Source organism: Microbacterium sp. No. 7 (assembly GCF_001314225.1).
Classification (GTDB): Bacteria; Actinomycetota; Actinomycetes; order Actinomycetales; family Microbacteriaceae; genus Microbacterium.
Genome location: NZ_CP012697.1, coordinates 379,929 through 399,950 on the forward strand (window position 1 = coordinate 379,929; position 20,022 = coordinate 399,950).

Genomic DNA, 20,022 nt, shown 5'->3' on the forward strand with positions numbered 1-20,022 from the left:
GCCTACCGGCGCTGACCCGCCGGCTGCTCGCGCACCCGTTCGCGTGTCAGGCGCCGGGGCACGAGGCCGTGGCGCGGGGCGAAGAACCACGCGAGCAGGAACACGGCGGTCGCGACGAGCACGATCATCCCGCCCACCGGCAGGTCGGCGCTCCACGACAGGTACAGGCCCACGAGCGCGGACGCCGAGCCGATCACGGGCGCGAGCAGCATCATGACGCCGAGCCGGTCGGTGAGCAGCCGGGCCGCGGCGGCCGGCGTGATGAGCAGCGCGAGCACCAGGATGTTGCCGATCGTCTGCACCGAGATGACGATCGCGACCGCGACGCACACGTAGAGCACGACGTCGAGCGCGAACACGGGCAGCCCCGCGGCGCGCGCCATCTCGCGGTCGAGCGTGACGAGCACGAACTCCTTGTGCAGCAGGAACACGACCGTCAGCAGCACGAGACCCGACCCGGCGACCACGAGCACGTCCTCGTCGGGGATGCCGGTGATCGAGCCGAACAGGAACTGCTGCAGCGACCCGGCGTATCCGGGCGCACGGCTGATGATCACGATGCCGAGCGCGAACGCCGCGACGAAGAAGACGCCGATGATGCTGTCCTCCTTCAGCCGCCGGTTCTGCGCGAACACGGCGACGAGCACGGCCGTCAGCACGCCTGCGACGGCACCGCCGAGCACGAGGCTGCCCTGCAGCACGAACGCGACGGCGAGACCCGGGAAGACGGCGTGCGCCACGGCATCCCCGATGAACGCCATGCCGCGCAGCACGACATAGCCCCCGATCACGCCGCACACGAGGCTCGACATCATCGCGACCGCGAGGGCCTTCGGCAGGAACGCGAGGTCGGGGTTGAGCAGGTCGGCCAGGAAGTCAGCGGGCGAGAGCATCGGCGTCCTCTTCTCGTGCGCTTCGTTGTGCGGCGGGGTGTTCAGCGGGTCGGGCGGAGGCCTGTGCGGCGGATCGCCGGGCGGATGCCGCGACGACGCGCAGCACCGGATTGTCGGCGCGCACGTCGAACGCCCGCATCCACAGCGCGGGGTCGTCGAGCGCGGCGGGCTCGCCGTCGGCGACGACCCCGCCCGCGCCCAGCAGGCACACGCGCGTGCATGCGTGCAGCGCCCCGGCGATGTCGTGCGTCGTCATGAGCACGGCGTGCCCCTCGCGCGCGAGACGCGCGAACAGGTCGGTGAGCAGCTCCTGGCTGGGCATGTCGAGGCCGGTGAAGGGCTCGTCGAGCAGCAGCGCCGACGGCGCGAGCGCGAGCGCGCGGGCGACGAGCACCCGCTGGCGCTGCCCGCCCGAGAGCTCGCCGACGGGACGGCGCCGCAGGTCGCCCATGCCCACGCGGCCGAGCGCCTCGTCGGCGGCCCGGTAGTCGGCGGCGCCCGCCCGCCGCATCCATCCGATGCGGGCCGTACGGCCCGTGAGCACGGCCTCCTCGACGGTGATCGGGAAGTCCCACGCGAACTCGTGCCGCTGCGGCACGTAGCCGACGAGGGCGCGCGCCTCGGCCGGCCGCCGTCCGTCGATGCGCACGGTGCCGGCGTGCGGCCGCACGAGCCCGAGCACGGCGCGCAGCAGCGTCGTCTTGCCCGCCCCGTTGGGGCCGAGCAGCCCCACGAGCTCGCCGGACGCCACCCGCAGATCGACGCCCGTCAGCACGCGCCGCCCGCCGAGGTCCACCGAGAGCCCCGCGACGCGGATGCCGGGCTCCGTGCCCGGCACCCCGGCATCCGTCCCCCGCCGGCTCATCGCCGCCACCCGGCGGGCCGCGCGGCGCTTCGGCCGGGTTCGTGGGCGCCTGTGGCCGGATGCGGGGGTGCGAGGCGACCACGAGCGCCCCGCATTCGCGCGGAGGCTGGGGGGTGGGCGGTGGCCGTTGGTCGGGCGGGCGCTGTGTGCCGGGCGGGCGCTGTGGGCCGGGCGGAGCGGGCGGCATCCGTTCGGCCGGGTTCATGGGCGCTCGTTGTCGGATAGCGGGACGCGAGGCCGCCAGAAGCGTCCAGCATTCGTGCAGAGGATGCGGGGCGGGTGGCATTGGGCGCCGTGGGGCGCGCAGGACAGGCGGCATCCGTTCGGCCGGGATTGTGGGCGCTTGTCGTCGGATACCGGGGCGCGATGCGACGACGAGCGCCCACGATCGTGAGCGGATGCCGGACTCGTGGGCGGTTGTTGCCGGATGCCGAGGGTGCAGGCGACCAGAAGTGCCCACAAGCCTGGTCGACGGCTCCGACGGCCCCGACGGCCTGCGCGGCGGTCATGCGGCGCCGCCCGTCGTGCGGGCGCGGCGGCGCGCGCGGGCCGACGCGGTCGACACCGCGACGACGGCGACCGCGAGCACGACCGCGCCGCCCGCCACGAACGGCCACGCGCCGATCGCGGCACCGCCGGCGTCCCCGTCGCCGGTGGTGCCGTCCTCCGTGCCGGTGCCGCCGCCGGCATCCGTCCCCCCGCCGGAGTCGCCGGCATCCGTCCCGGCCCCCGCGCCGCCCGGGCTCCCCGTCCCGTCGCCCCTGCTCAGCGTCGCCGCGAAGGCGGCGGCCGGGTCGGTCGCGTCGCCGACGGCGAAGCGCAGCGTGCCGCGTGCGCTCAGCTCCTCGCCCGTGACGAGGTCGCCCGCGAACTCCGCGTCGACGAGGTACACGCCCGGCTCGCTGAACACCCAGTTGGCGTGCGTGTGCGTGTTCAGCTCGACCCACGCCTCCTGCGGGAACGGCTCGTGCGTCGACCACAGCACCTGCGGCGCCCCGAAGTTGCCGCCCTGCAGATAGGTCACGACGTCGCCGGGCCCTTCGATCGCGTGGATGCGCAGCGTCGCGCCGAGCGAGAGGCTGTCGAGCAGCGTCGGCTCCTGCGTGTTCCAGCCGACCCACACGACGCCGGCCTGCTCCGTCTGCGGGATCACGTGCACGGGCGTGCCCGCCGCCAGCCGGAGGAACGCGAAGGCCTCGTCGTCCGGAACGGTGAGCACCGCGGCATCCGTCACCCGCAGCACGACGTCGTCGGGGTCGCGCCAGTAGCGCGGCGTCGTCGTGTCGTCGTGCACCTGCAGCGCCCACGCGCCCGTGCCGAACGTCGCGCCGACGTCGGCGTGCCCGGCCTCGAGCACGACCCGGCCCGTGCCCTGCTGCTGGCCGGGGTCGATCACCTGCCCGTCGTCGGTCGCCGCGACGGCGGCGCCGCCGGAGAGGACCAGCCCGCCGGAGAGGATCAGCGCGAGGGGGAGGGCGGAGGCGAGGCGAGGCATGGGCGTCCTTTCGGGGACGGATCGGGGCAGGGATCGGTCAGGGGGCGGGGATCGGTCAGGGGACGAGGCACGTGACGAGCGATCGGGCGTTCGCGCGCATCATGTCGACGTAGGTCGGCGCGTCGGCGTCCAGCGCGTCGCCGTACAGCGGGCAGACCCGCACGCCCTGCTCCCGCGCGACCTCGACGAGGGTCGACGACCGCGCCGCGAGATTCGGCTCCAGGAACACGGCGGGCACGCGCAGGTCGCGGATCGTCTGGGTGAGCCGCTTGCGGTCGGCGAGGCTCGGCTCGGTCGCGGGGTTCGGGCTCACGAAGCCCGCGACGGTCAGGTCGTAGGCCGCCGCGAGATAGCCGAAGGCGTCGTGCGTCGTCACGAGCACGCGCCGCGAGGGAGGGATGCCGGCGATCGCCGCCCGCACGTCGGCGTCGAGCCGCTCGAGCTCGCGCAGGTACGCGTGCGCGTTGTCGCGGTACTCGCGCGCCCCCGCCGGATCGGCCTGCATGAGCGTGTCGCGCATGATCTCGACGTAGGCCATCGCGTTGCGCACGTTCTGCCACAGGTGCGGGTCGATCTCGCCGTGCACGTGCTTGCCGAGCACGGCCTGCGGCAGCTGGTAGACCGGGTCGCCGGGCCGCCCGAGAAAGCGGAACGCGGGGTCTCCGGGCACCTCGTGCAGCGCCTTCGTGGGCACCTCGACGACGACGTCGTCGAGCGCGAAGAGGTCCTGGTGCCGCTCGCCCCGGCCGTGCTCGTGATCGAGCAGCACGCGCAGCGCGCCGGCGTCGAGGTCGACCGTCAGGTCGGAGTGCCCGGCGTTCAGCACGACGTCCCGGCCCGTCGCGTGCGGGTCGACGCCGACGGCGAAGAGGAGCGTGCCGGATGCCACGGGCAGCGGCTTCGCGCGCGGGTCGACCTGCAGGCTCGCGCGCACGTCGAGCTCGTACAGGCCCGGCGCCGTGAAGGCCCAGCTGAGGTGCGTGTGCGCGTCCGGCGGCAGCCGCAGCGTGTCGGCGGCGTATCCCGTGCCGGCGTCGAAGCCGTCCCTCGAGTCGACGTAGTGCGTCACGTCGCCGAACGTGCCGGTGAGGTAGGCGTGCACGTCGCCGGCGCACGGCTCGTCGGCGCAGCGGATGCCGGTGGCGCTCAGCAGCACGTCCGACGCGCGGTCGGCGCCGTGATGCGCGCCGTCGCCCGCGACGCGCACGCCGAGCCACACGGTGTCGAGCGACACGTCCTCGACGAGCGGGATGATCTCGGCCGCGTACTTGACGGCGCTCTCGGCGAGCGAGACGTTCGGCACGCCGTCCGGCAGGTTGGCGTCGATCGCCTTGACGATGCTCTGCTCCTCGAGCAGCAGGTAGTTCGTGAACGCGACGTCGGCGTAGACGATGTCGCGCACGTCGCGCAGCGTGGGCTCGTAGCCGTGCGGGTCGGCGCCGTCGGGCACGATCGACGTCACGGTCGCGCGGTCGCCCGCGACCTGCCGGGCGAGGTCGGCGAGGATGCCGGTCGTCGTGACGATGCGCACCTCGTCGTGCGACGGGGTCTGCGGCATCCCTCCCGCGCAGCTCGCGAGCAGGGCGCAGCCGCTCAGCAGGGCGCCGCTCGCATGCCGCAGGCGGCGCGTGCGGTCGGCACCGCCCGCCCCCGGGATGTCCGTCGTGCGTGCGTGTGTGACGACGCATTCGCGGGGATGAGTTGCGGCTGGCATACCGCTAATGATAGTCATTATCAATAACACGTCCTCCACGACGGACTCCCTGCCCACCGCCGAGCGCCGTACCGGGCGCCTCGCCGATGTGAAACGCGACGGCACCCACCCATGACTGCCCCCTCTGTCCTTCCCTCCCGCTCGGCTGTCCTGCCCTCCCGCTCGACCCCGACCCCGCTGCGCCGCCGCGTGCTCGCGCTCATCGGCGCGTGCTGCGTGCTGCTGTCGCCCCTCGTCGGGCTCCAGGCCGCCGCGGCGGCCGACCGGCTCGTGCTCGACCACCAGCACACCGACGCGGTGAGCGTGCGCTACGAGAACGACGCGCTCGTGCTGAAGACCCGCGCCGACCTCGACACCGGCGCGGGCCAGGTGCTCGACCCGAACGACGTCGTGTTCCACGTCACCGACGCGCAGAAGGACGTGGTGCCCGACCTGCCCGGCTACGGGTTCCTCGGCGAGGCGGGCGCCGAGCTGTGGATGATCCCGCAGCGCTACCAGCAGGGCGCCCTGTGGGCGGGCTGGGAGACCGAGACGCTGCCGCGCGGCACGTTCGCGGGCGATGCCGTGCGCCTGTCGGTGACCGACATCACGGGGCCCGGACGGGTCGAGATCTTCTTCACCGAGGCGGCGGGGCCCGACCGCGTGATCAGCTCGAGCGACGCCTCGCTGCGCACCATCCACGAGTACGTCGGCACGCACACGCACGCGAACTGGGCGTTCACGGCACCCGGCACGTACGTGCTCACGGTCGTCGCCGAGGCCGACCTGGCCGGCGGCGGCACGATCCGCTCGGCCGCCCAGCAGTACACGTTCTGGGTCGGGCCGGCCGGCGGAGACCCGCAGCCGACGCCCACGCCGAGCGGCACGCCCACGCCCACGCCGACGGCGACGCCCACACCGACGGCGACGCCGACGCCGACCGTGAGCCCGACGCCGACGGCCGAGCCCACGGCATCCCCCGCACCGGGCGGAGCAGCGCCGGGTGGGGCGACACCGGGCGGGGCGACACCGGGCGGCGCCGGGACCCAGACCCCCACGGCCTCGCCGACCCAGGCAGAGGAGCAGTGCATCGCGACCCCCGTCACGACGACCGTGCGCCCCGACAACGTCGACGTCGTCACCAGCGGGCACTTCGACTTCGGGCCCGTGCTGGAGGGCGGCACGCTGCGCGCCCTCGTGAAGGACGACCGCGCCGCGCCGCCGGTGTGGACCGACCCCGGCACGCTCGTCTTCCACCTGACGGATGCCGCGGCCGCGCAGGCCCCGGGCGGCGACTTCTCCTTCCTCGGCTCGGGCCGGGTGTGGCAGATCCCGCTGACGCAGCAGTCGGGCGTGCCGTGGATCGGCTGGAACACCCAGCATCCGAGCATCGCCGGCCACGCGCAGGGACAGGTCGCGCTCACGCTCGAGGGCTTCGACGGGCCCGGCGACCTCGCGGTGTACTCCGTCGGCTCGTGGGGCCAGCTCGGCGAGCAGTACTTCGGCACCGTGGCCGGCTTCCCCCGCTCGACGAACATCGACGTGGGCGCCTCCGGCGTGCACGTGCACGGCATCTGGGCCTTCACGCAGCCCGGCGCCTACCACGTCGACCTCGCCTTCTCGGGCACGATCGACGGCGAGCGCCGCAGCGCGACCTCCACCCTGACGTTCTTCGTCGGCGACGGCGACCCGCGCTCGGCCGTGCGCGAGCGCGAGGTCACGACGTCGGTCGGCCGCACCGCCGACGGCGCGGACTGCCGGCTCTCCCTCGCCCAGACCGGCGCCGAGGGCGACCGCTTCGCGATCGACCTCGCGGGCCTGGCCGGCGCCCTCCTGCTCGTCGGCCTCGCCTTCGTCGGCGCCGCGGCCCTCGCACCCCGCACCCGCCGGGCCTCGTGACCGGCCCGGCGGCCGCTGACCACCACCACGGCCGAACGGCCACCCAAGAAAAATAGAAAGGATGTCACTCCCATGACATCTCTCCTGACCAGACCGCGCGCGGCGGTCGCCATCGGGGCGGGAACGGCGCTGGTCGCCTCCCTGTTCGCCGGGGGCGCCGCCGTCGCCGCGGGTCCCTTCGACGGGCGCACCGTCTTTCCGCAGGGGCACGCCGACCTGTTCTGGGTCACCAAGAACACGGCCGGCGAGGCCGCGCTCGCGGTGCACACCGACGGGCACGGCGTGCTTCCCTCGGAGGACCTGCTGTTCCAGCTCAAGCCCTCGGTCGCGGCGCGCACCGCGAGCGCCGACGCGATCGCCGCCCTCGGCGTCGCATCGGGCGACACGATCTACCAGGCGTCGGAGCGCTTCGCGCCGGGCCAGCTGTTCATCGGGTTCGGCTACGACTCCGAGGCCTTCGCGATCGACTCGATCGAGATCGAGCGCACGATCTCGAACTTCTCCGGACCGGGCGAGTTCGCGCTCTGGTACAACGGCGAGGGCGGCGCGCCGCTGCTCAGCACCGCGACCTCCGTCGACTCCTACGTGAGCTACGGATTCCACGAGCACGCGAACTGGGGCTTCACCGCCGAGGGCACGTACACCTTCGACATCGCGGCGACGGTCACCGACATCGCGAGCGGCCAGGCGCAGACCACGGCGCCGCAGACGTACACGTTCTACGTGGGCGAGGAGCTGCCGCAGGACCCCGGCCCGGGCCCCGGCCCGGAGACGACGCTCACCGTCACGGGTGCCGCGGTGCACTACCACACGGGTGAGGTCGCGGCGCTGACCGCCGTGCAGTCGCCCGAGCCGGTCTCCGACCACTTCCACTGGTTCACGCGCCCGAGCGCGGCCGACGAGTGGACGGTCGTGCCGGGAGCCCTCGGCGAGACCTACGGCTTCGTCGTCACCGGCGAGCAGCAGGTCAAGGCCGTGCTCTACGACCACGACCACAACGCGATCGCCGAGACCGACCCCGTCGACATCCACGTCGACGACCACGGCAACACGCCCGGCGTCGGCCCCGAGCTGGCCGTGAGCCTCGACGAGGCCGAGGGCGCGCTGACGATCAGCGTCGCGCCCGACGCCCGCCGCAGCGAGCTGAGCGACCTGCAGCTCAACACGGTCGCCGACCGGTACGTGTCGGAGGGCGCGATCACCGGCATCACCGTGACCGACACCCGCAGCGGCGCGCCCGGCTGGGCGGCGTCGGGTCGCGTGCGCGGCCTCGTGACCGTCGACGGCGCGCGCCTCGACGGCAAGTACCTCGGCTGGACGCCGAAGGTCGTCTCGGCGGCCGCCGGCCAGAGCGTGAGCGCCGGGGCGCCCGTCGCCCCGGGCTTCGCCGAGGGCAACGGCATCAAGGGCTGGAGCGCACTCGGCTCGGCCGCCGCGGGCGCGTCGACGGGCACGGCCGTGCTCGGCGCCGACATCCGCATCGAGGCGCCGACCGAGACCCCGGCCGGCGACTACACGGGCGTCGTGCTCATCACCGTGATCTGACGCCGGATCGCACCCGGGTGCCGGTCGCCGATCGACGGCGGCCGGCACCCGATGCGTGCGGGCGAGTCCCGTTCGAGGAGAACCCATGAGAACCCACCCCCGCACGAGCGCGCTCGCCGTGGTCGCCGCGCTCGCCGGCATCCTCGCGGCCCTGATCGTGCCGTCCGCGGCGCTCGCCGACGAGATCGACGCACCGCAGACGTGGTCGGTCGCGCCCGCGCGCGCCGACGGGCCCGACGGCCGTGCGAGCTTCGACTACATCGTGGAGCCCGGCAACGTGTACGAGGACCACGTCGTCGTGCGCAACCTCGGCGAGCGGCCCCTGACGGTGACGCTGTACGCGCAGGATGCCGTGCAGACCACCGAGAACGCCTTCGAGGTGCTCACGCCCGACGACGAGGCCGCCCACATCGGCGCCTGGGTGCGGCTGGGCGCCGCCGACGTCACGGTGCCGGCGCGCGACCGGGTCGTCGTGCCGTTCGAGGTCGTCGTGCCCGAGGACGCGGCGCCGGGCGATCACGTCGGCGGGATCGTCGCCGTGAACGCGGCCGGCCCGGGCGTCCAGGGCGGCGCGGGCGCGGCGGTGCAGTACCGCGTCGGCACGCGCGTGCACCTGCGGGTCGCGGGCAACGTCGAGGCCGGCCTGCGCGTCGACACCCTCGACGGGCGGTACGAGACGCGGTGGACGCCGTTCGCCGCGGCGCCGCTCGACGTCACGGCGACGCTCGTGAACACGGGCAACGTGCGCCTCGCGCCCGACGCGCGCGTGCAGGTGACGGGCCTGTTCGGATGGTGGAGCGGCTCGGCGCCGCTCGGCGGCTTCGCGGAGATCCTGCCCGGCGGCGCGCAGAGCGGCGCCGGGGTCCTCGACGAGGTGCCCGCGATCGGGCCGCTGTGGGTGACCGTCGAGGTCACCGCCGTCGCATCGGCGGGCCAGGACATCACCGGGATGACCCGGATCGAGACGCGCACGGTCGTCGTGTGGGCCATGCCGTGGGTGCTGCTGGGCGCCGTCGCCCTGCTGCTCGTCGCCCTCGGCATCGCGCTGCGCAACCTGTGGCTGCGCCGTCGCGCCCGCCGCGCCGCCCGGGCGCGGGATGCCGCGGAGGCGGGCGTCGCGGTGCCGGGCGTCGCGGTGCCGGGCGTCGCGGGTGCGGCGGGCGCGGGGCGGGCGGTGGCTGGCACGGCGGCGGCTGGCACGGCGGAGGTGGCCGCGGAACCGGCCCCCGAGAAGACCCCCGCCGGCCCTCGGTAGCCGTCGCGTGTCGCATTCGTGGGCAGTCGTCGCCGCCTGGGGTCTGGGGACGCGGCCACGACTGCCCATGATGTGCGGTGCCCGGCAGATGGTGGGCTGCCATGGTCGCCTGGGTGGGCGGGATGCGGCAGCGAGCGCCCACGATCTGCGGTGGGTCGTCGGGTGCGGAATTGTGGGCGGTTGTGGTCGCGTGCGCCTGTGGCATCCGGCGAGGAGCGCCCACCGTTCGTGGCCGTTGATGGATGGTGGGCGGTTGTTGTCGCGTGGGTGGGCGGGATGCGGCAGCGAGCGCCCACGATCTGCGGTGGGTCGTCGGGTGCGGAGCTTGTGGGCGGTTGTGGCCGCGTGCGCCTGCGGCATCCGGCGAGGAGCGCCCACCGTTCGTGGCCGTTGGCGGATGGTGGGCGGCTGTGGTCGCGTGTGCGGCTGGGATGCGGCGACGAGCGCCCCGATGTGGTGGGGCGTGCAGGTGGTCAGCGGGCGTGGGTGATGGCGACGATGCCGGGGGCGATCTCGGCGGCGTGGAGGGCGCTGAGGCGCAGCTCGTCGCGGAGCTTGCCGAGGCCGAGCGGATGCCAGGAGCTCGAGAACTCCGCGGCGCGCACGAGCGCGTCGGCGTCGCGCACCTCGTAGCGGCTGACGGACGTGTCGCCGTCGCCGCGGTGGATCGCGCGGTACTCGTGCGTGCCGATGCGGAGGCTCTCGACGACCTCGGCTTCGCCGGCCGCCGCCCCGTTCGCCGCGGCGTCGTCGCGGTCGCGTGCGATCGTGACGAGACCCGCGCCCTCGGGGGCGAGGTGCCGGCCGAGCCACGCGAACAGGTCGACGCGGTCGAGCACGGAGAGGTGGCCGAGCATGTGCGCGCAGACGAAGCCGTCGATGCGATCGGGCAGCAGGTCGAGATCGTGCGGCACGGTCGCGGCGTGCACCGTCGTGCGCGCCGCGAGGGCGGGCGTGTCGACGAGCCGGGCGAGCAGGATCGCCCGCATCACGAGATCGGGCTCGAACGCCTCGATGCGCGCGGCCGTCGCGGCCGCCAGGTGCCGCAGGCCCACGCCCGAGCCGGCGCCGATGTCGGCGACGACGGCCGTCGCGCCGAGTCCGCCGAACAGCTCCCGCAGGCTCGGCGCGATGCGCGCCCACGGCTCCGCCATGAACAGGTCGTGGAACTCCGCGAGCGGACCGTATTCGCCGGCGGCATCCGCCTTATTGAACATCATTCTCAATAAGGTAGCACGTCGCTCGCCGAGCGTGCCCGTTCGCGCCGAGCCCACCTGTCAGCGCCGCGGCGGTGCGGTCGGCTCATCCGGCCCGCGGGGTCGGACGTCCGCGGCGTCGCGGGAATCGGGGGCGCTTGTTGCGGGGTGAGTGCCGTCGACGCCGCAGCTGGCGCCCTGGATTCGCCGCCGCGCGTGGGTGGTGGGCGCTTGTTGCGGGATGGATGCCGCAGATGCGGCAACAAGCGCCCAGGATCCGCCCCGCAGCCGCAGCCGCAGCCGTAGCCGTAGCCGCGGCCGCAGCCGCAGCCGCCCGCCCCTCAGTGCCCGCCCGTCACGTTGGTGCCGCGGGGCGTGAGCACGAACACGAGCACCGCCACGGCGAGCATGAGCGCGCCGCCCGCGTAGCCCGCGATCTGCAGCGAGGCGGTGAAGGCCTCGCCGGCGCGCGCGGCGAGCTCGGTCGAGCCGACGCCGTCGGCGATCGCGACGGCCGCGCCGAGCGACTCGGTCGCCTGCTCGGCGAGGGCCGGGTCGAGTGCGTCGAGCACGGCATCCGCCTGCAACTCCGCGCGGTAGACGAGCGCGGCGATCGAGCCGAGCACCGCGACGCCGAGCGTTCCGCCGAGCTCGTACGAGGTCTCCTCCAGGGCGCCCGCGTTGCCCGCCTTCTCCTCGGGCGTGCTCGACATGATCATCGCCGAGCCGATCGCGAGCGATCCCGTGCCGGCGCCCACCAGGGTGAGGGCGACGAGCACCGAGCCGAACGTGAGGCCGGCGCCCGCGACGCCGATCCAGATCATGCCGGCCGCGGCGAGCGCGAGCCCGCCCGCGAGCACCGTGCGCGCACCGATGAGCCGCGCGAGCGGGGGCGCGAGCAGCGACGCGATCGCACCCGCGATGGCGACGGGGATGAGGCTCACGCCGGCCTCGACAGGGCTCGACCCGTTCACGAGCTGCAGCCACTGCGCGATGAGCAGCATCGCGGCGATCATCGAGAACGTCGCGCCGAGCGCGGCGATGATGCCCGCCGAGAACGGGCGGCTGCGGAACAGGCGCAGCTCGAGCAGCGGGTCGTCGCGGCGCAGGCAGCGCACGACGAACCAGCTCATCGCGGCGGCGGCCACGGCGACGGCGGCCCAGGCGGCGGGGACGGCGAAGCTCGCCTCCTTGCCGAACTCCTTGATGCCCCACACGAGCGCGACCATGCCGACGAGCGAGAGCACGGCGGCGACGGCATCCCAGCGGCCCGGGTTGGCGACGCGCGACTCGGGCAGGAAGAAGAGGCCCGCGACGATGCCGATCACCATGAGCGGCACGTTCACGAGGAACGCCGCATGCCACGAGAAGTGCTCGAGCAGCACGCCGCCGACGAGCGGCCCTACGGCCGCGCCGAGGCCCGACACGGCGGCCCAGATGCTCAGCGCCGTCGCGCGCTCGCGCGGCGAGGTGAAGATGACGCGGATGAGCGAGAGGGTCGTGGGCATGATCATGGCGCCGCCGACGCCGAGCAGGGCGCGGATGCCGATGACCATCGCCGCCGAGTCGGCGAACAGCACGAGGATCGAGGCGACGGCGAAGATCGAGTAGCCGAGCAGCAGCATGCGCCGCCGGCCCCAGCGGTCGGCGATCGCGGCCGACGAGACGAGCAGGCCCGCGAGCACGAGCGAGTAGACGTCGATGATCCACAGCTGCTGCTGCGCCGTGGGGTGCAGCTCGCCCGCCATCTGCGGCAGGGCGATGTTGAGGATCGTCATGTCCATCGTGATCACGAGCAGGCTCGCGGTGAGCACGGCGAGCGCGGCCCAGCGACGCGGGCGCGACAGGGTGGTGTCGGAGGGTACGGGCACAGTGGAGGTCGACATGGGGGGCTTTCTGAGCGTGCGGCGGACGGCATCCGCCGAAGGAACGGTACAAATGTACCGATACATCTGTACCGCTGGCTGAGAAAGTGCCCAGGAGCGACATAATGATGACCGTGGACACCCCGCACCAGATCGCGCCGCGCGCCGCGTCCGACGACACGCGGCTGCAGTCGGTCGCGACGCGCTGGGCCGGCGTCGCCTTCGCGCTCGCCTTCGTCGTGACGGCGCTGCTCACGTGGGGCGACCGCCGTCCGCTCGCGGGTGAGGGGTCGATCGGCGACATCGCGGCGTGGAGCGCCGCGGTCGCGGCGGGCGTCGCCTTCGGCACGACGTTCGTGGTCGAGACGAGCCGGGGCCACGCGGCCTGGCGGCAGCGGCTCCCGCTCGCGAAGCGCGTCGTCGACGTGATCGCGATGACGGGCGCGATGGTGATGCTCTCGTACTTCATCGTGCTCGCGGCGGCGAACCTGTTCCAGCTCGGGTTCATCGGCCTCACGATCGACCCGCTCGGCGGCGGCGTGCTCGCCGGGGCCGCGGCGGCGGCCTTCGCCTACGCGGCCTCGCTCTCGGGCGCGCGCGTCACGTCCGACGGGCTCGCGACGCTCGCGACCCTCGTGCTGTTCGTCGGCACGATGGCGAGCATGCTCAGCGCCCCCGACGAGTCGTGGTGGCAGCTGCACTTCTCGCAGCTGGGCAACAGCGCCGCCCTCTCCGGGTACCGCTTCAACCTCGCCCTCATCGTCACGGGCATCGTGCTCACCGCCCTCGCGGGCTACATCGGCCACGACATCGAGCGCGGCCTCGTCGCGCGCGGCGTGCCCCCGCGACGCACGGTGTCGCTGCTGTCGTGGCTGTTCGCCGGCATCGGCATCTGCCTGTCGATCGCCGGGTTCGTGCCGGATGCCGTGAGCTTCGTCGTCCATGTCGGCGCGGCCTCGGGCATGGTCGTGGTCTTCGGCGTCTTCGTGTTCTGCGCGCTGCGCTTCCTCCCGGGGCTGCCGCGGGAGGTCGCGAGCTTCTCGGTGCTCGTGATCGTCGGCATCCTGATCGCCGCGGTGCTGTGGGTGCCGATCGGCTACTACAACCTCACCGGCATGGAGTTCATCGCGGCGGGGCTGCTGTTCGCCTGGCTGCTCGTCTTCGTGCGCGCGACGGCCGCGTACGCGCAGGATCCCGAGGCCGCGCGGGATCCCGGGGCCGCGCGGGATCCCGAGGCTGCGCGGGATCCCGCGTACGCGCAGGACGCCGGGGCCGCGCAGGATGCCGGGGACGCGCCATGAGCACGCCCGTCGACCGTGTCCCGCCCGGGCGGCACGACCCCGAGGGGCGCCGCCGGCAGATCGTGCGCGCGGCGGCCGACCTCATCACCGAGGCCGGCATCGCCCGCGTCACGCACCGCCTGGTCGCGGAGCGCGCGGGCGTGTCGCTCGGCTCGACGACGCGCTACTTCGCCACGCTCGACGAGCTCATCGAATGCGCGCTCGCGCAGCTCTCCGACGACATGGTCGAGCAGATCGACGCCCTGCGCGCGCTGCTGCAGCGCGAGGGATGCACCCCCGAGGTGCTCGCGCGCTATCTGCACGACTTCGTGGCGGACGCCGAGAGCGTGCGCATCGCGTGCGAGCTCGTGAGCGCATCGCTCTCCGACCCGGCTCTGCGCCCCATCGCCCAGCGCTGGGGCGAGGACGTCACGGCGCTGCTCGCGGAGTTCGTCGGCGCGACCGCGGCGCGCGGCATCGTCATGCTCATGGACGGCGCGACCGTGCAGGCCGCGACCGAGGGCGTGCCCGACGAGGCGCTGTTGTGTGCGCTCATCGCCGCCGTCATGACGGCGCGGTAGTGCCCGGGTGCCTCCCCAGCCTTCGGGGGAAAGGCACCGCAGAATCCTCGAAGAACCCCCAATGCTGGAGGTGTTCCCCGTTCCCGCCTCCGTGAATGCTTGTGAGTCGTGCGTTCGCCGCGTTCGCTTTTCGCGAGTACGGCAGAGCGCCCGACAGCGACCGCAGAGTTGAGAGGGACGGATGACGATGCACGACGAGACCGAGAAGACCCCGCCGACGCCGGGAATGAGACGGCGGACGGTGATCCGCGGTGCCGCCTGGTCGATGCCGGTCATCGCCGCAGCCGTGTCGCTGCCGGCCGCGGCGGCGACGACCAGTGCTCCCCTCACAGTCGTTTTCTCCTCACCGGACTACTCGGCGTCTGGGTGCGCGTCCGTCGGTCCTGTCATCGTGCTGGTGCACCGGGGGGATGCCGCCGCAAGCGCGGTGCCGGTCACCGTATCGCTGCCCGACGGCCTCATCTGGTCAGACGGCACCACAGCACCGCGGGAGTTCACCTCCGACTCGGCAGGACAGATCGTGCTCACGGATCTCGCGACGCCCGCGAACTCGGGCATCTACGCACTCCATGCCGTCGCCGAGAATGCGACCGCGACCGCCGCAGTGACGGTGACGGGGTCCTCGAGCGCCCCGACGGTGTGGCAGAACTTCCGCAGGACCAGTCTCGATCGCGATACCACGTACGCGAACATCCCGGCGGCGGCCACCCCTTTGGGCAACAACTACTTCCTCCTCGACGGCACGCTGTACTGGGGGAACGACCAGCACGTCGGCGGCGTCGTGGTGGCCACCGGTGTCACAGACACGATCGCCTTCCACGGAAACGACATGGATTTCGCCTCGGTGCTGGTCGGAGGCGTCTGGACCAGCTACCGAGGCAAGGACGTCGACGCGACCTACGGGGCGGTCCCCGCGTCGGCGCAGAAGCTGGAGAACAACTACTTTCTCGACGACACCACGCTGTACTTCAAGAACACCGTCGTCTCGACGAACGTGGTTGCGGCGCGGGGTTGGCATGGCGGCAATGCCGACTACGCCGATGTCCTCATCGACTCGACGTGGGCGTCGTACGCGGGAACGGGGGTCTATGAGGTCTATCCGGCGGTGCCGGCAAGCGCGGCGCCGATCGGCAACAAGTACTTCCTCGATGGCACCACGCTCTGGTTCAAGAACAGCATCGTCACCACGAATGCGAACGCAGCGGTCGGCTTCCGATCGCCCGACCAGGACTACGCGGACGTGCTCCTCGGCTCCACCTGGGTCACGTACCGCGAGGGCGATGTCTTCGAGACCTTTGGATCCGTGCCGGCGACTGCTCGCGCGCTCGGCAACCACTACTTCCTCGACGGGCGCACTCTCTTCTACAAGAACACCGTGATCTCTGCGAACGCCGGCTCGGCCATTGGCTTCTACGGTGGCAGGGACGGCACTCACGACGACTTTGTGAACTTCGTCGACCCCGGAACCTGCTGACCGTGTCAAGGCGCCGACTCGACGGAGCCACCGCTCTGGTATCGAGAACGGATTCCGATCACGCGTGCCCGACGAGGCGCTGTTGTGTTCGCTCATTGCCGCCGTCATGACGGCGCGGGAGGGTGCGAGCGGGCGCAGAATCGATGTATGAGCACGTCGCACCTGACCGATGTCCCCGAGCCGCAGTACGTCATGTCGGCCGAGGGCCATCGCATCGCGACGTACGCGTGGGGTGACCTCGCGGGCGACACCGTCCTCGCCGTGCACGGCTTCGCGTCGAGCACGCGCGACAACTGGGTCGAGACGGGCTGGGTGCGCGACCTCACGAGCGCCGGATACCGCGTGATCGGCATGGACCAGCGCGGCCACGGCCGCAGCGACAAGCCGCACGATGCGCGCGCCTACGGCATCCGTCCGCTCGTCGCCGACGTCGAGGCGGTGCTCGACACGTATCTCGTCGACCGGGCGTTCTACCTCGGCTACTCGCTCGGCGCGCGCGTCGGGTGGGAGGTCGCCCAGCAGTTCGGCGACCGCCTCGAGCGCGTCGTGCTCGGCGGGGTGCCCGACGGCATCCCGCTCGGCCGGCTCGATCTGGCGCAGGTGCGCGCGTACGTCGAGAGCGGAACGCCCGTGCAGCACACCGTGACGCAGAACTACATCCGGCTGGTCGAGCGCGTGCCGGGCAACGACCTGCGTGCGCTGCTCGCCCTCGCCGAGGCGATGCGCCAGACCGCCGACCCCGCCGTCGGCACCGTGCCGCAGCAGCCGGTGCTGTTCGCGACAGGATCGCTCGACGCGATCATCGAGGGATCGCGCGCGCTCGCCGCCGCATGCCCCCGCGGCCGGTTCGTCGAGATCCCCGACCGCCACCACTTCAACGCCCCCGGCTCCCGCATCTTCCGCGCCGAGGCCCTCGCCTTCCTCGCCGAGCCCTAGCCGCCCCGCCCCTGCCCGCCCCCGTTCGCCGAGAGTGCATCCGGCGGCCGAGAATGCGGATGGCGCATGCACTCTCGGCCGCCGGATGCACTCTCGGCGGGAGGCGACGGGCGACGGGTGGGAGGCGACGGGTGGGGCGGTCTACGGGGGGAAGGGGTGGTCGCCGAGGGTGGCGTGCAGGGTGAGCATGCCGCCCGAGAGCGAGGCGGAGTCGAAGCCGGCCTGGGTGAGAACGCGGTGCGCGATCGCCGAGCGCACGCCCGACTGGCACAGCACGCGCACGGGACGTCCGGCCGCGGCGGCGCGCACCTCGTCGAGGCGTTCGCGCAGCTCGGTGTGCGGGATGTGCAGCGCATCGGGCAGCGCCCGCTTCGCGACCTCGTCGGCCCGGCGCACGTCGAGCACGAGCGCCTCGGCCCGCACGGCCTCGAGATCGTCGGCGTACCAGAGCCGCAGCGTGCCCGTGCGCACGTTCTGACCGACCAGGCCGGTGAGGTTCACGGCATCCTTCGCCTGGCCGTAGGGCGGCGAGTATGCGAGGTCGAGGTCGATCAGGTCGTCGACGACGGCCCCGAAGCGCATCGCCGTCGCGATCACGTCGATGCGCTTGTCGACACCCTCGGTGCCCACGATCTGCGCGCCCAGCAGGCGGCCGTCGTCGGCGCCGAAGTGCACCACCATGCTGAGCCGTGCGACGCCCGGAAAGTAGCCGGCGTGCTGGTTGGGGTGCAGGTGGATGGTCTCGAACGCGATGCCCGCGGCCCGCAGGCTCGCACGGTTCGCGCCGGTCAGCGCCGCCGTCAGCTCGCCGACGCGCACGATCGCCGTGCCGACGGGCGGCGGCACGCGGCGTCCCGTGCCCAGGATGTCGTCGGCGATGAGCCGTCCGGCCCGGTTGGCGGGCCCCGCCAGCGCGACGGGACGACGGATGCCGGTGACCGCGTCGACGCTGAGCGTGGCGTCGCCCGCGGCCCACACCCGGTCGGCCGAGGTGCGGCCGTGCTCGTCGACGACGATCGCTCCGCGCTCGCACGCGATGCCGGCGTCCTCGAACACGGCGGTGTCGGGGCGCACGCCGACCGACAGCACGACGACGTCGGCGGGCAGGCGGGTGCCGTCCTCGAGCACGACGGCGTCGCCGTCGACGGCGGATGCCGCGATGCCCGTGCGCACGTCGATTCCCAGGCGTCGCAGCTCGTCGGCGACGAGCGAGGCCAGCTCGGGCTCGACGGGCGGCAGCGGATGCGCGGCGAGCTCGACGAGCGCGACCTCGACGCCGCGCTGCGCGAGCGCTTCGGCGGCCTCGACGCCGATGAAGCCGGCGCCGAGCACGACCGCCCGGGTGCCCGCCGTCACGCGGTCGCGCAGGGCCACGGCATCCTCGACCGTGCGCAGCGTCTGCACGTGCGGCGCGTCGATGCCGGGGATGGGCGGGCGCACGGCCGATGCGCCGGGCGAGAGCACGAGCGCGTCGTAGTCGAGCGTGTACGTGCCGTCGGCCGCCGCGACCGTGACGGTGCGCGCCACGGTGTCGACCGCGACGACCTCGCTGTGCGGGCGCACGTCGAGGTTCAGCGCTGCGCGCAGCGACGCGGGCGTCTGCACGAGCAGCGCCCGCTCGTCGGTGATCTCGCCGCCGACGAAGTACGGCAGGCCGCAGTTCGCGAACGAGGGGTGCGCGCCGCGCTCGATGACGATGATCTCGGCGCTCTCGTCGAGGCGCCGGGCGCGGGCCGCGCAGCTCATTCCGCCGGCGACCCCGCCGACGATCACGATGCGCATGTCAGCGGACGCAGTGGCAGCGGTCGGCCTCGGCGACGCCGGCGAGGGCCTGCTCGACGTGTTCGCCGCAGCCCTCCCAGGTGGCCTTGTTGCAGGTGGGGCAGGTGACGCGGTAGCACATGGTGACTCCTTGGGGGACGAAGTGGTGGACAGGGTGATGCCAGTATACCCCCCGGGGTATCCGAGGGTGACCTGTGCACGCCCTCGGCATCCGGGGCGGCGCCGTCAGTGCGGAGAGTCGGCGCCCTCCTGGAAGCTGGGCTTCTTGCCGAGGAGGGCGCCGATCAGCTCGACGACGCCGATGACGACGAGCCCGACGATGAGGCCGCCGACGAACGAGACGGCCGTGTCGGCGAGCCACACGACCACGCCGCCGAGGTGCTCCAGCGCGTGCTCCAGGCCGTGCAGCAGGTCGGAGAACAGCGTGAGCCCCACCTCGCCGAGGTTGGCGATCACGAGGTGGCCGCCGACCCACAGCATCGCGACGGTGCCGACGACGCTGATCACGCGGAACACCGCGGGCATCGACCGCACGATGCGCGTGCCCGTGTGCCGCACGTGCTTCGACGGGTTCTTCGCCATCTTCAGGCCCACGTCGTCGATCTTCACGAGCAGCGCCACGGCGCCGTAGACGACCCCCGTCATGACGAGTCCGATCACGGCGAGCACGGCGACGCGCATCCAGAAGTCCATGTCGGGGTCGAGCGAGGCGAGCGAGATGAGCATGATCTCGGTCGACAGGATGAGGTCGGTGCGCACGGCGCCGAGCACGAGCCGCTTCTCGTCGCGGGCGCTCTCGCCCTCGTGCCCGTGGTGGAAGCCGAACCATTCGAGCACCTTGATGGCGCCCTCGAAGCACAGGTAGACGCCGCCCAGGATCAGCAGGAACGGCAGCACCCACGGCGCGAACGCCGTGAGCGCGAGCGCCGCCGGGATGATGATGAGGAACTTGTTGCCGAGCGAGCCGAGCGCGATCTTGCCCACCACGGGAAGCTCGCGCGCCGGCGTGATGCCCTGCACGTACTGCGGGGTGACGGCGGCGTCGTCGATGACGACCCCCGCCGTCTTGGCCGACGCCTTGAGCGCGGCGGAGAGGATGTCGTCGACGACGGCGAGGAGACCTACGGACACGGGAACAGACTAGTGGCAGGATCCGCGGCATCCCCGAGCCGATGTTCAGGATTCCGGCGCCGCCGCTCCCGGATGCCGGCACCGCCGTTCCCGGATGCCGACACCGCCGCCGGCGGCCTGGCGGAGGCCCCG

The 20,022-nt window shown here is 73.2% G+C and carries 15 protein-coding genes; 7 read left to right on the plus strand and 8 right to left on the minus strand.

The window, feature by feature from the left end; translation table 11 throughout:
• Nucleotides 1-2: 2 nt before the first annotated feature.
• The 4 genes from AOA12_RS01660 to AOA12_RS01675 all read right to left on the minus strand — a co-directional run bounded on the left by AOA12_RS01660 (nucleotide 3) and on the right by AOA12_RS01675 (nucleotide 4,967).
• A complete protein-coding gene (locus AOA12_RS01660; RefSeq protein WP_054679259.1) occupies nucleotides 3-893 on the minus strand; it encodes an anchored repeat-type ABC transporter permease subunit in 891 nt (296 codons plus the stop codon).
• Nucleotides 877-1,758 (minus strand): anchored repeat-type ABC transporter ATP-binding subunit, encoded by an 882-nt coding sequence (locus AOA12_RS01665; protein WP_082406455.1) that lies wholly within the window; start codon nucleotides 1,756-1,758, stop codon nucleotides 877-879. Before AOA12_RS01665 ends, AOA12_RS01660 begins: the two co-directional genes overlap by 17 nt.
• A gap of 505 nt (nucleotides 1,759-2,263) precedes the next feature.
• Nucleotides 2,264-3,253, minus strand: a complete 990-nt coding sequence (locus tag AOA12_RS01670) for a choice-of-anchor M domain-containing protein (RefSeq protein WP_054679262.1) — start codon at nucleotides 3,251-3,253, stop codon at nucleotides 2,264-2,266.
• A gap of 55 nt (nucleotides 3,254-3,308) precedes the next feature.
• Nucleotides 3,309-4,967: an anchored repeat ABC transporter, substrate-binding protein gene (locus AOA12_RS01675; RefSeq protein ID WP_082405854.1), complete on the minus strand. Its 1,659-nt coding sequence runs from the start codon at nucleotides 4,965-4,967 to the stop codon at nucleotides 3,309-3,311.
• Nucleotides 4,968-5,078: 111 nt separating this feature from the next.
• Between AOA12_RS01675 and AOA12_RS01680 the strand changes: the two genes are divergently transcribed.
• From AOA12_RS01680 to AOA12_RS01690, 3 genes are all read left to right on the plus strand, one after another.
• Nucleotides 5,079-6,845, plus strand: coding sequence for a TIGR03773 family transporter-associated surface protein (locus AOA12_RS01680; RefSeq protein WP_082405855.1), 1,767 nt, complete (start codon nucleotides 5,079-5,081; stop codon nucleotides 6,843-6,845).
• Between the two features lie 72 nt (nucleotides 6,846-6,917).
• Complete coding sequence (locus tag AOA12_RS01685) at nucleotides 6,918-8,390, plus strand: choice-of-anchor M domain-containing protein (RefSeq protein WP_054679268.1); 1,473 nt, start codon at nucleotides 6,918-6,920, stop codon at nucleotides 8,388-8,390.
• Between the two features lie 85 nt (nucleotides 8,391-8,475).
• On the plus strand, nucleotides 8,476-9,645 hold the full coding sequence (locus tag AOA12_RS01690) for a WxL protein peptidoglycan domain-containing protein (RefSeq protein ID WP_054679271.1): 1,170 nt from the start codon (nucleotides 8,476-8,478) through the stop codon (nucleotides 9,643-9,645).
• 473 nt (nucleotides 9,646-10,118) lie between these two features.
• Here the strand turns inward: AOA12_RS01690 and AOA12_RS01695 are convergent, their stop codons facing one another.
• Both AOA12_RS01695 and AOA12_RS01700 read right to left on the minus strand, forming a co-directional pair.
• A complete protein-coding gene (locus tag AOA12_RS01695) occupies nucleotides 10,119-10,865 on the minus strand; it encodes a class I SAM-dependent methyltransferase (RefSeq protein WP_054679273.1) in 747 nt (248 codons plus the stop codon).
• 317 nt (nucleotides 10,866-11,182) lie between these two features.
• The gene (locus AOA12_RS01700; protein ID WP_054679276.1) at nucleotides 11,183-12,727 is read right to left on the minus strand and encodes an MFS transporter; all 1,545 of its coding nucleotides are present in this window, start codon (nucleotides 12,725-12,727) and stop codon (nucleotides 11,183-11,185) included.
• Between the two features lie 104 nt (nucleotides 12,728-12,831).
• Here AOA12_RS01700 and AOA12_RS01705 point away from each other — a divergent pair, with 104 nt between their 5' ends.
• The 4 genes from AOA12_RS01705 (at nucleotide 12,832) to AOA12_RS01720 (ending at nucleotide 16,977) form a co-directional block, all read left to right on the plus strand.
• Nucleotides 12,832-14,007, plus strand: a complete 1,176-nt coding sequence (locus tag AOA12_RS01705) for a DUF998 domain-containing protein (protein WP_156366356.1) — start codon at nucleotides 12,832-12,834, stop codon at nucleotides 14,005-14,007.
• Complete coding sequence (locus AOA12_RS01710) at nucleotides 14,004-14,567, plus strand: TetR/AcrR family transcriptional regulator (protein ID WP_054679280.1); 564 nt, start codon at nucleotides 14,004-14,006, stop codon at nucleotides 14,565-14,567. The genes AOA12_RS01705 and AOA12_RS01710 overlap by 4 nt, the downstream gene beginning before the upstream one ends.
• Nucleotides 14,568-14,748: 181 nt before the next feature.
• A complete protein-coding gene (locus AOA12_RS01715) occupies nucleotides 14,749-16,041 on the plus strand; it encodes a hypothetical protein (protein ID WP_054679283.1) in 1,293 nt (430 codons plus the stop codon).
• A 147-nt stretch (nucleotides 16,042-16,188) separates the two neighbouring features.
• Nucleotides 16,189-16,977 carry an alpha/beta fold hydrolase gene (locus tag AOA12_RS01720; RefSeq protein WP_054679286.1) on the plus strand — a complete coding sequence of 263 codons (789 nt, stop codon included), beginning with the start codon at nucleotides 16,189-16,191 and terminating at the stop codon, nucleotides 16,975-16,977.
• A 141-nt stretch (nucleotides 16,978-17,118) separates the two neighbouring features.
• Here AOA12_RS01720 and AOA12_RS01725 read toward each other — a convergent pair whose 3' ends face one another.
• On the minus strand, nucleotides 17,119-18,759 hold the full coding sequence (locus tag AOA12_RS01725) for an FAD-dependent oxidoreductase (RefSeq protein WP_054679289.1): 1,641 nt from the start codon (nucleotides 18,757-18,759) through the stop codon (nucleotides 17,119-17,121).
• Nucleotides 18,760-18,984: 225 nt separating this feature from the next.
• Nucleotides 18,985-19,890 carry a DUF808 domain-containing protein gene (locus AOA12_RS01730; RefSeq protein WP_054679292.1) on the minus strand — a complete coding sequence of 302 codons (906 nt, stop codon included), beginning with the start codon at nucleotides 19,888-19,890 and terminating at the stop codon, nucleotides 18,985-18,987.
• Nucleotides 19,891-20,022 lie beyond the last annotated feature (132 nt).

What these genes read in the sequence shown, in the direction of transcription:
- AOA12_RS01720 (WP_054679286.1), top strand. Translation starts at nt 16,189, where the DNA reads ATGAGCACGTCGCACCTGACCGATGTCCCCGAGCCGCAGTACGTCATG.
- AOA12_RS01725 (WP_054679289.1), bottom strand. Translation starts at nt 18,759, where the DNA reads ATGCGCATCGTGATCGTCGGCGGGGTCGCCGGCGGAATGAGCTGCGCG.
- AOA12_RS01680 (WP_082405855.1), top strand. Translation starts at nt 5,079, where the DNA reads ATGACTGCCCCCTCTGTCCTTCCCTCCCGCTCGGCTGTCCTGCCCTCC.
- AOA12_RS01670 (WP_054679262.1), bottom strand. Translation starts at nt 3,253, where the DNA reads ATGCCTCGCCTCGCCTCCGCCCTCCCCCTCGCGCTGATCCTCTCCGGC.
- AOA12_RS01685 (WP_054679268.1), top strand. Translation starts at nt 6,918, where the DNA reads ATGACATCTCTCCTGACCAGACCGCGCGCGGCGGTCGCCATCGGGGCG.
- AOA12_RS01715 (WP_054679283.1), top strand. Translation starts at nt 14,749, where the DNA reads ATGACGATGCACGACGAGACCGAGAAGACCCCGCCGACGCCGGGAATG.
- AOA12_RS01665 (WP_082406455.1), bottom strand. Translation starts at nt 1,758, where the DNA reads ATGAGCCGGCGGGGGACGGATGCCGGGGTGCCGGGCACGGAGCCCGGC.
- AOA12_RS01710 (WP_054679280.1), top strand. Translation starts at nt 14,004, where the DNA reads ATGAGCACGCCCGTCGACCGTGTCCCGCCCGGGCGGCACGACCCCGAG.
- AOA12_RS01695 (WP_054679273.1), bottom strand. Translation starts at nt 10,865, where the DNA reads ATGATGTTCAATAAGGCGGATGCCGCCGGCGAATACGGTCCGCTCGCG.
- AOA12_RS01660 (WP_054679259.1), bottom strand. Translation starts at nt 893, where the DNA reads ATGCTCTCGCCCGCTGACTTCCTGGCCGACCTGCTCAACCCCGACCTC.
- AOA12_RS01700 (WP_054679276.1), bottom strand. Translation starts at nt 12,727, where the DNA reads ATGTCGACCTCCACTGTGCCCGTACCCTCCGACACCACCCTGTCGCGC.
- AOA12_RS01690 (WP_054679271.1), top strand. Translation starts at nt 8,476, where the DNA reads ATGAGAACCCACCCCCGCACGAGCGCGCTCGCCGTGGTCGCCGCGCTC.
- AOA12_RS01705 (WP_156366356.1), top strand. Translation starts at nt 12,832, where the DNA reads ATGATGACCGTGGACACCCCGCACCAGATCGCGCCGCGCGCCGCGTCC.
- AOA12_RS01675 (WP_082405854.1), bottom strand. Translation starts at nt 4,967, where the DNA reads ATGCCAGCCGCAACTCATCCCCGCGAATGCGTCGTCACACACGCACGC.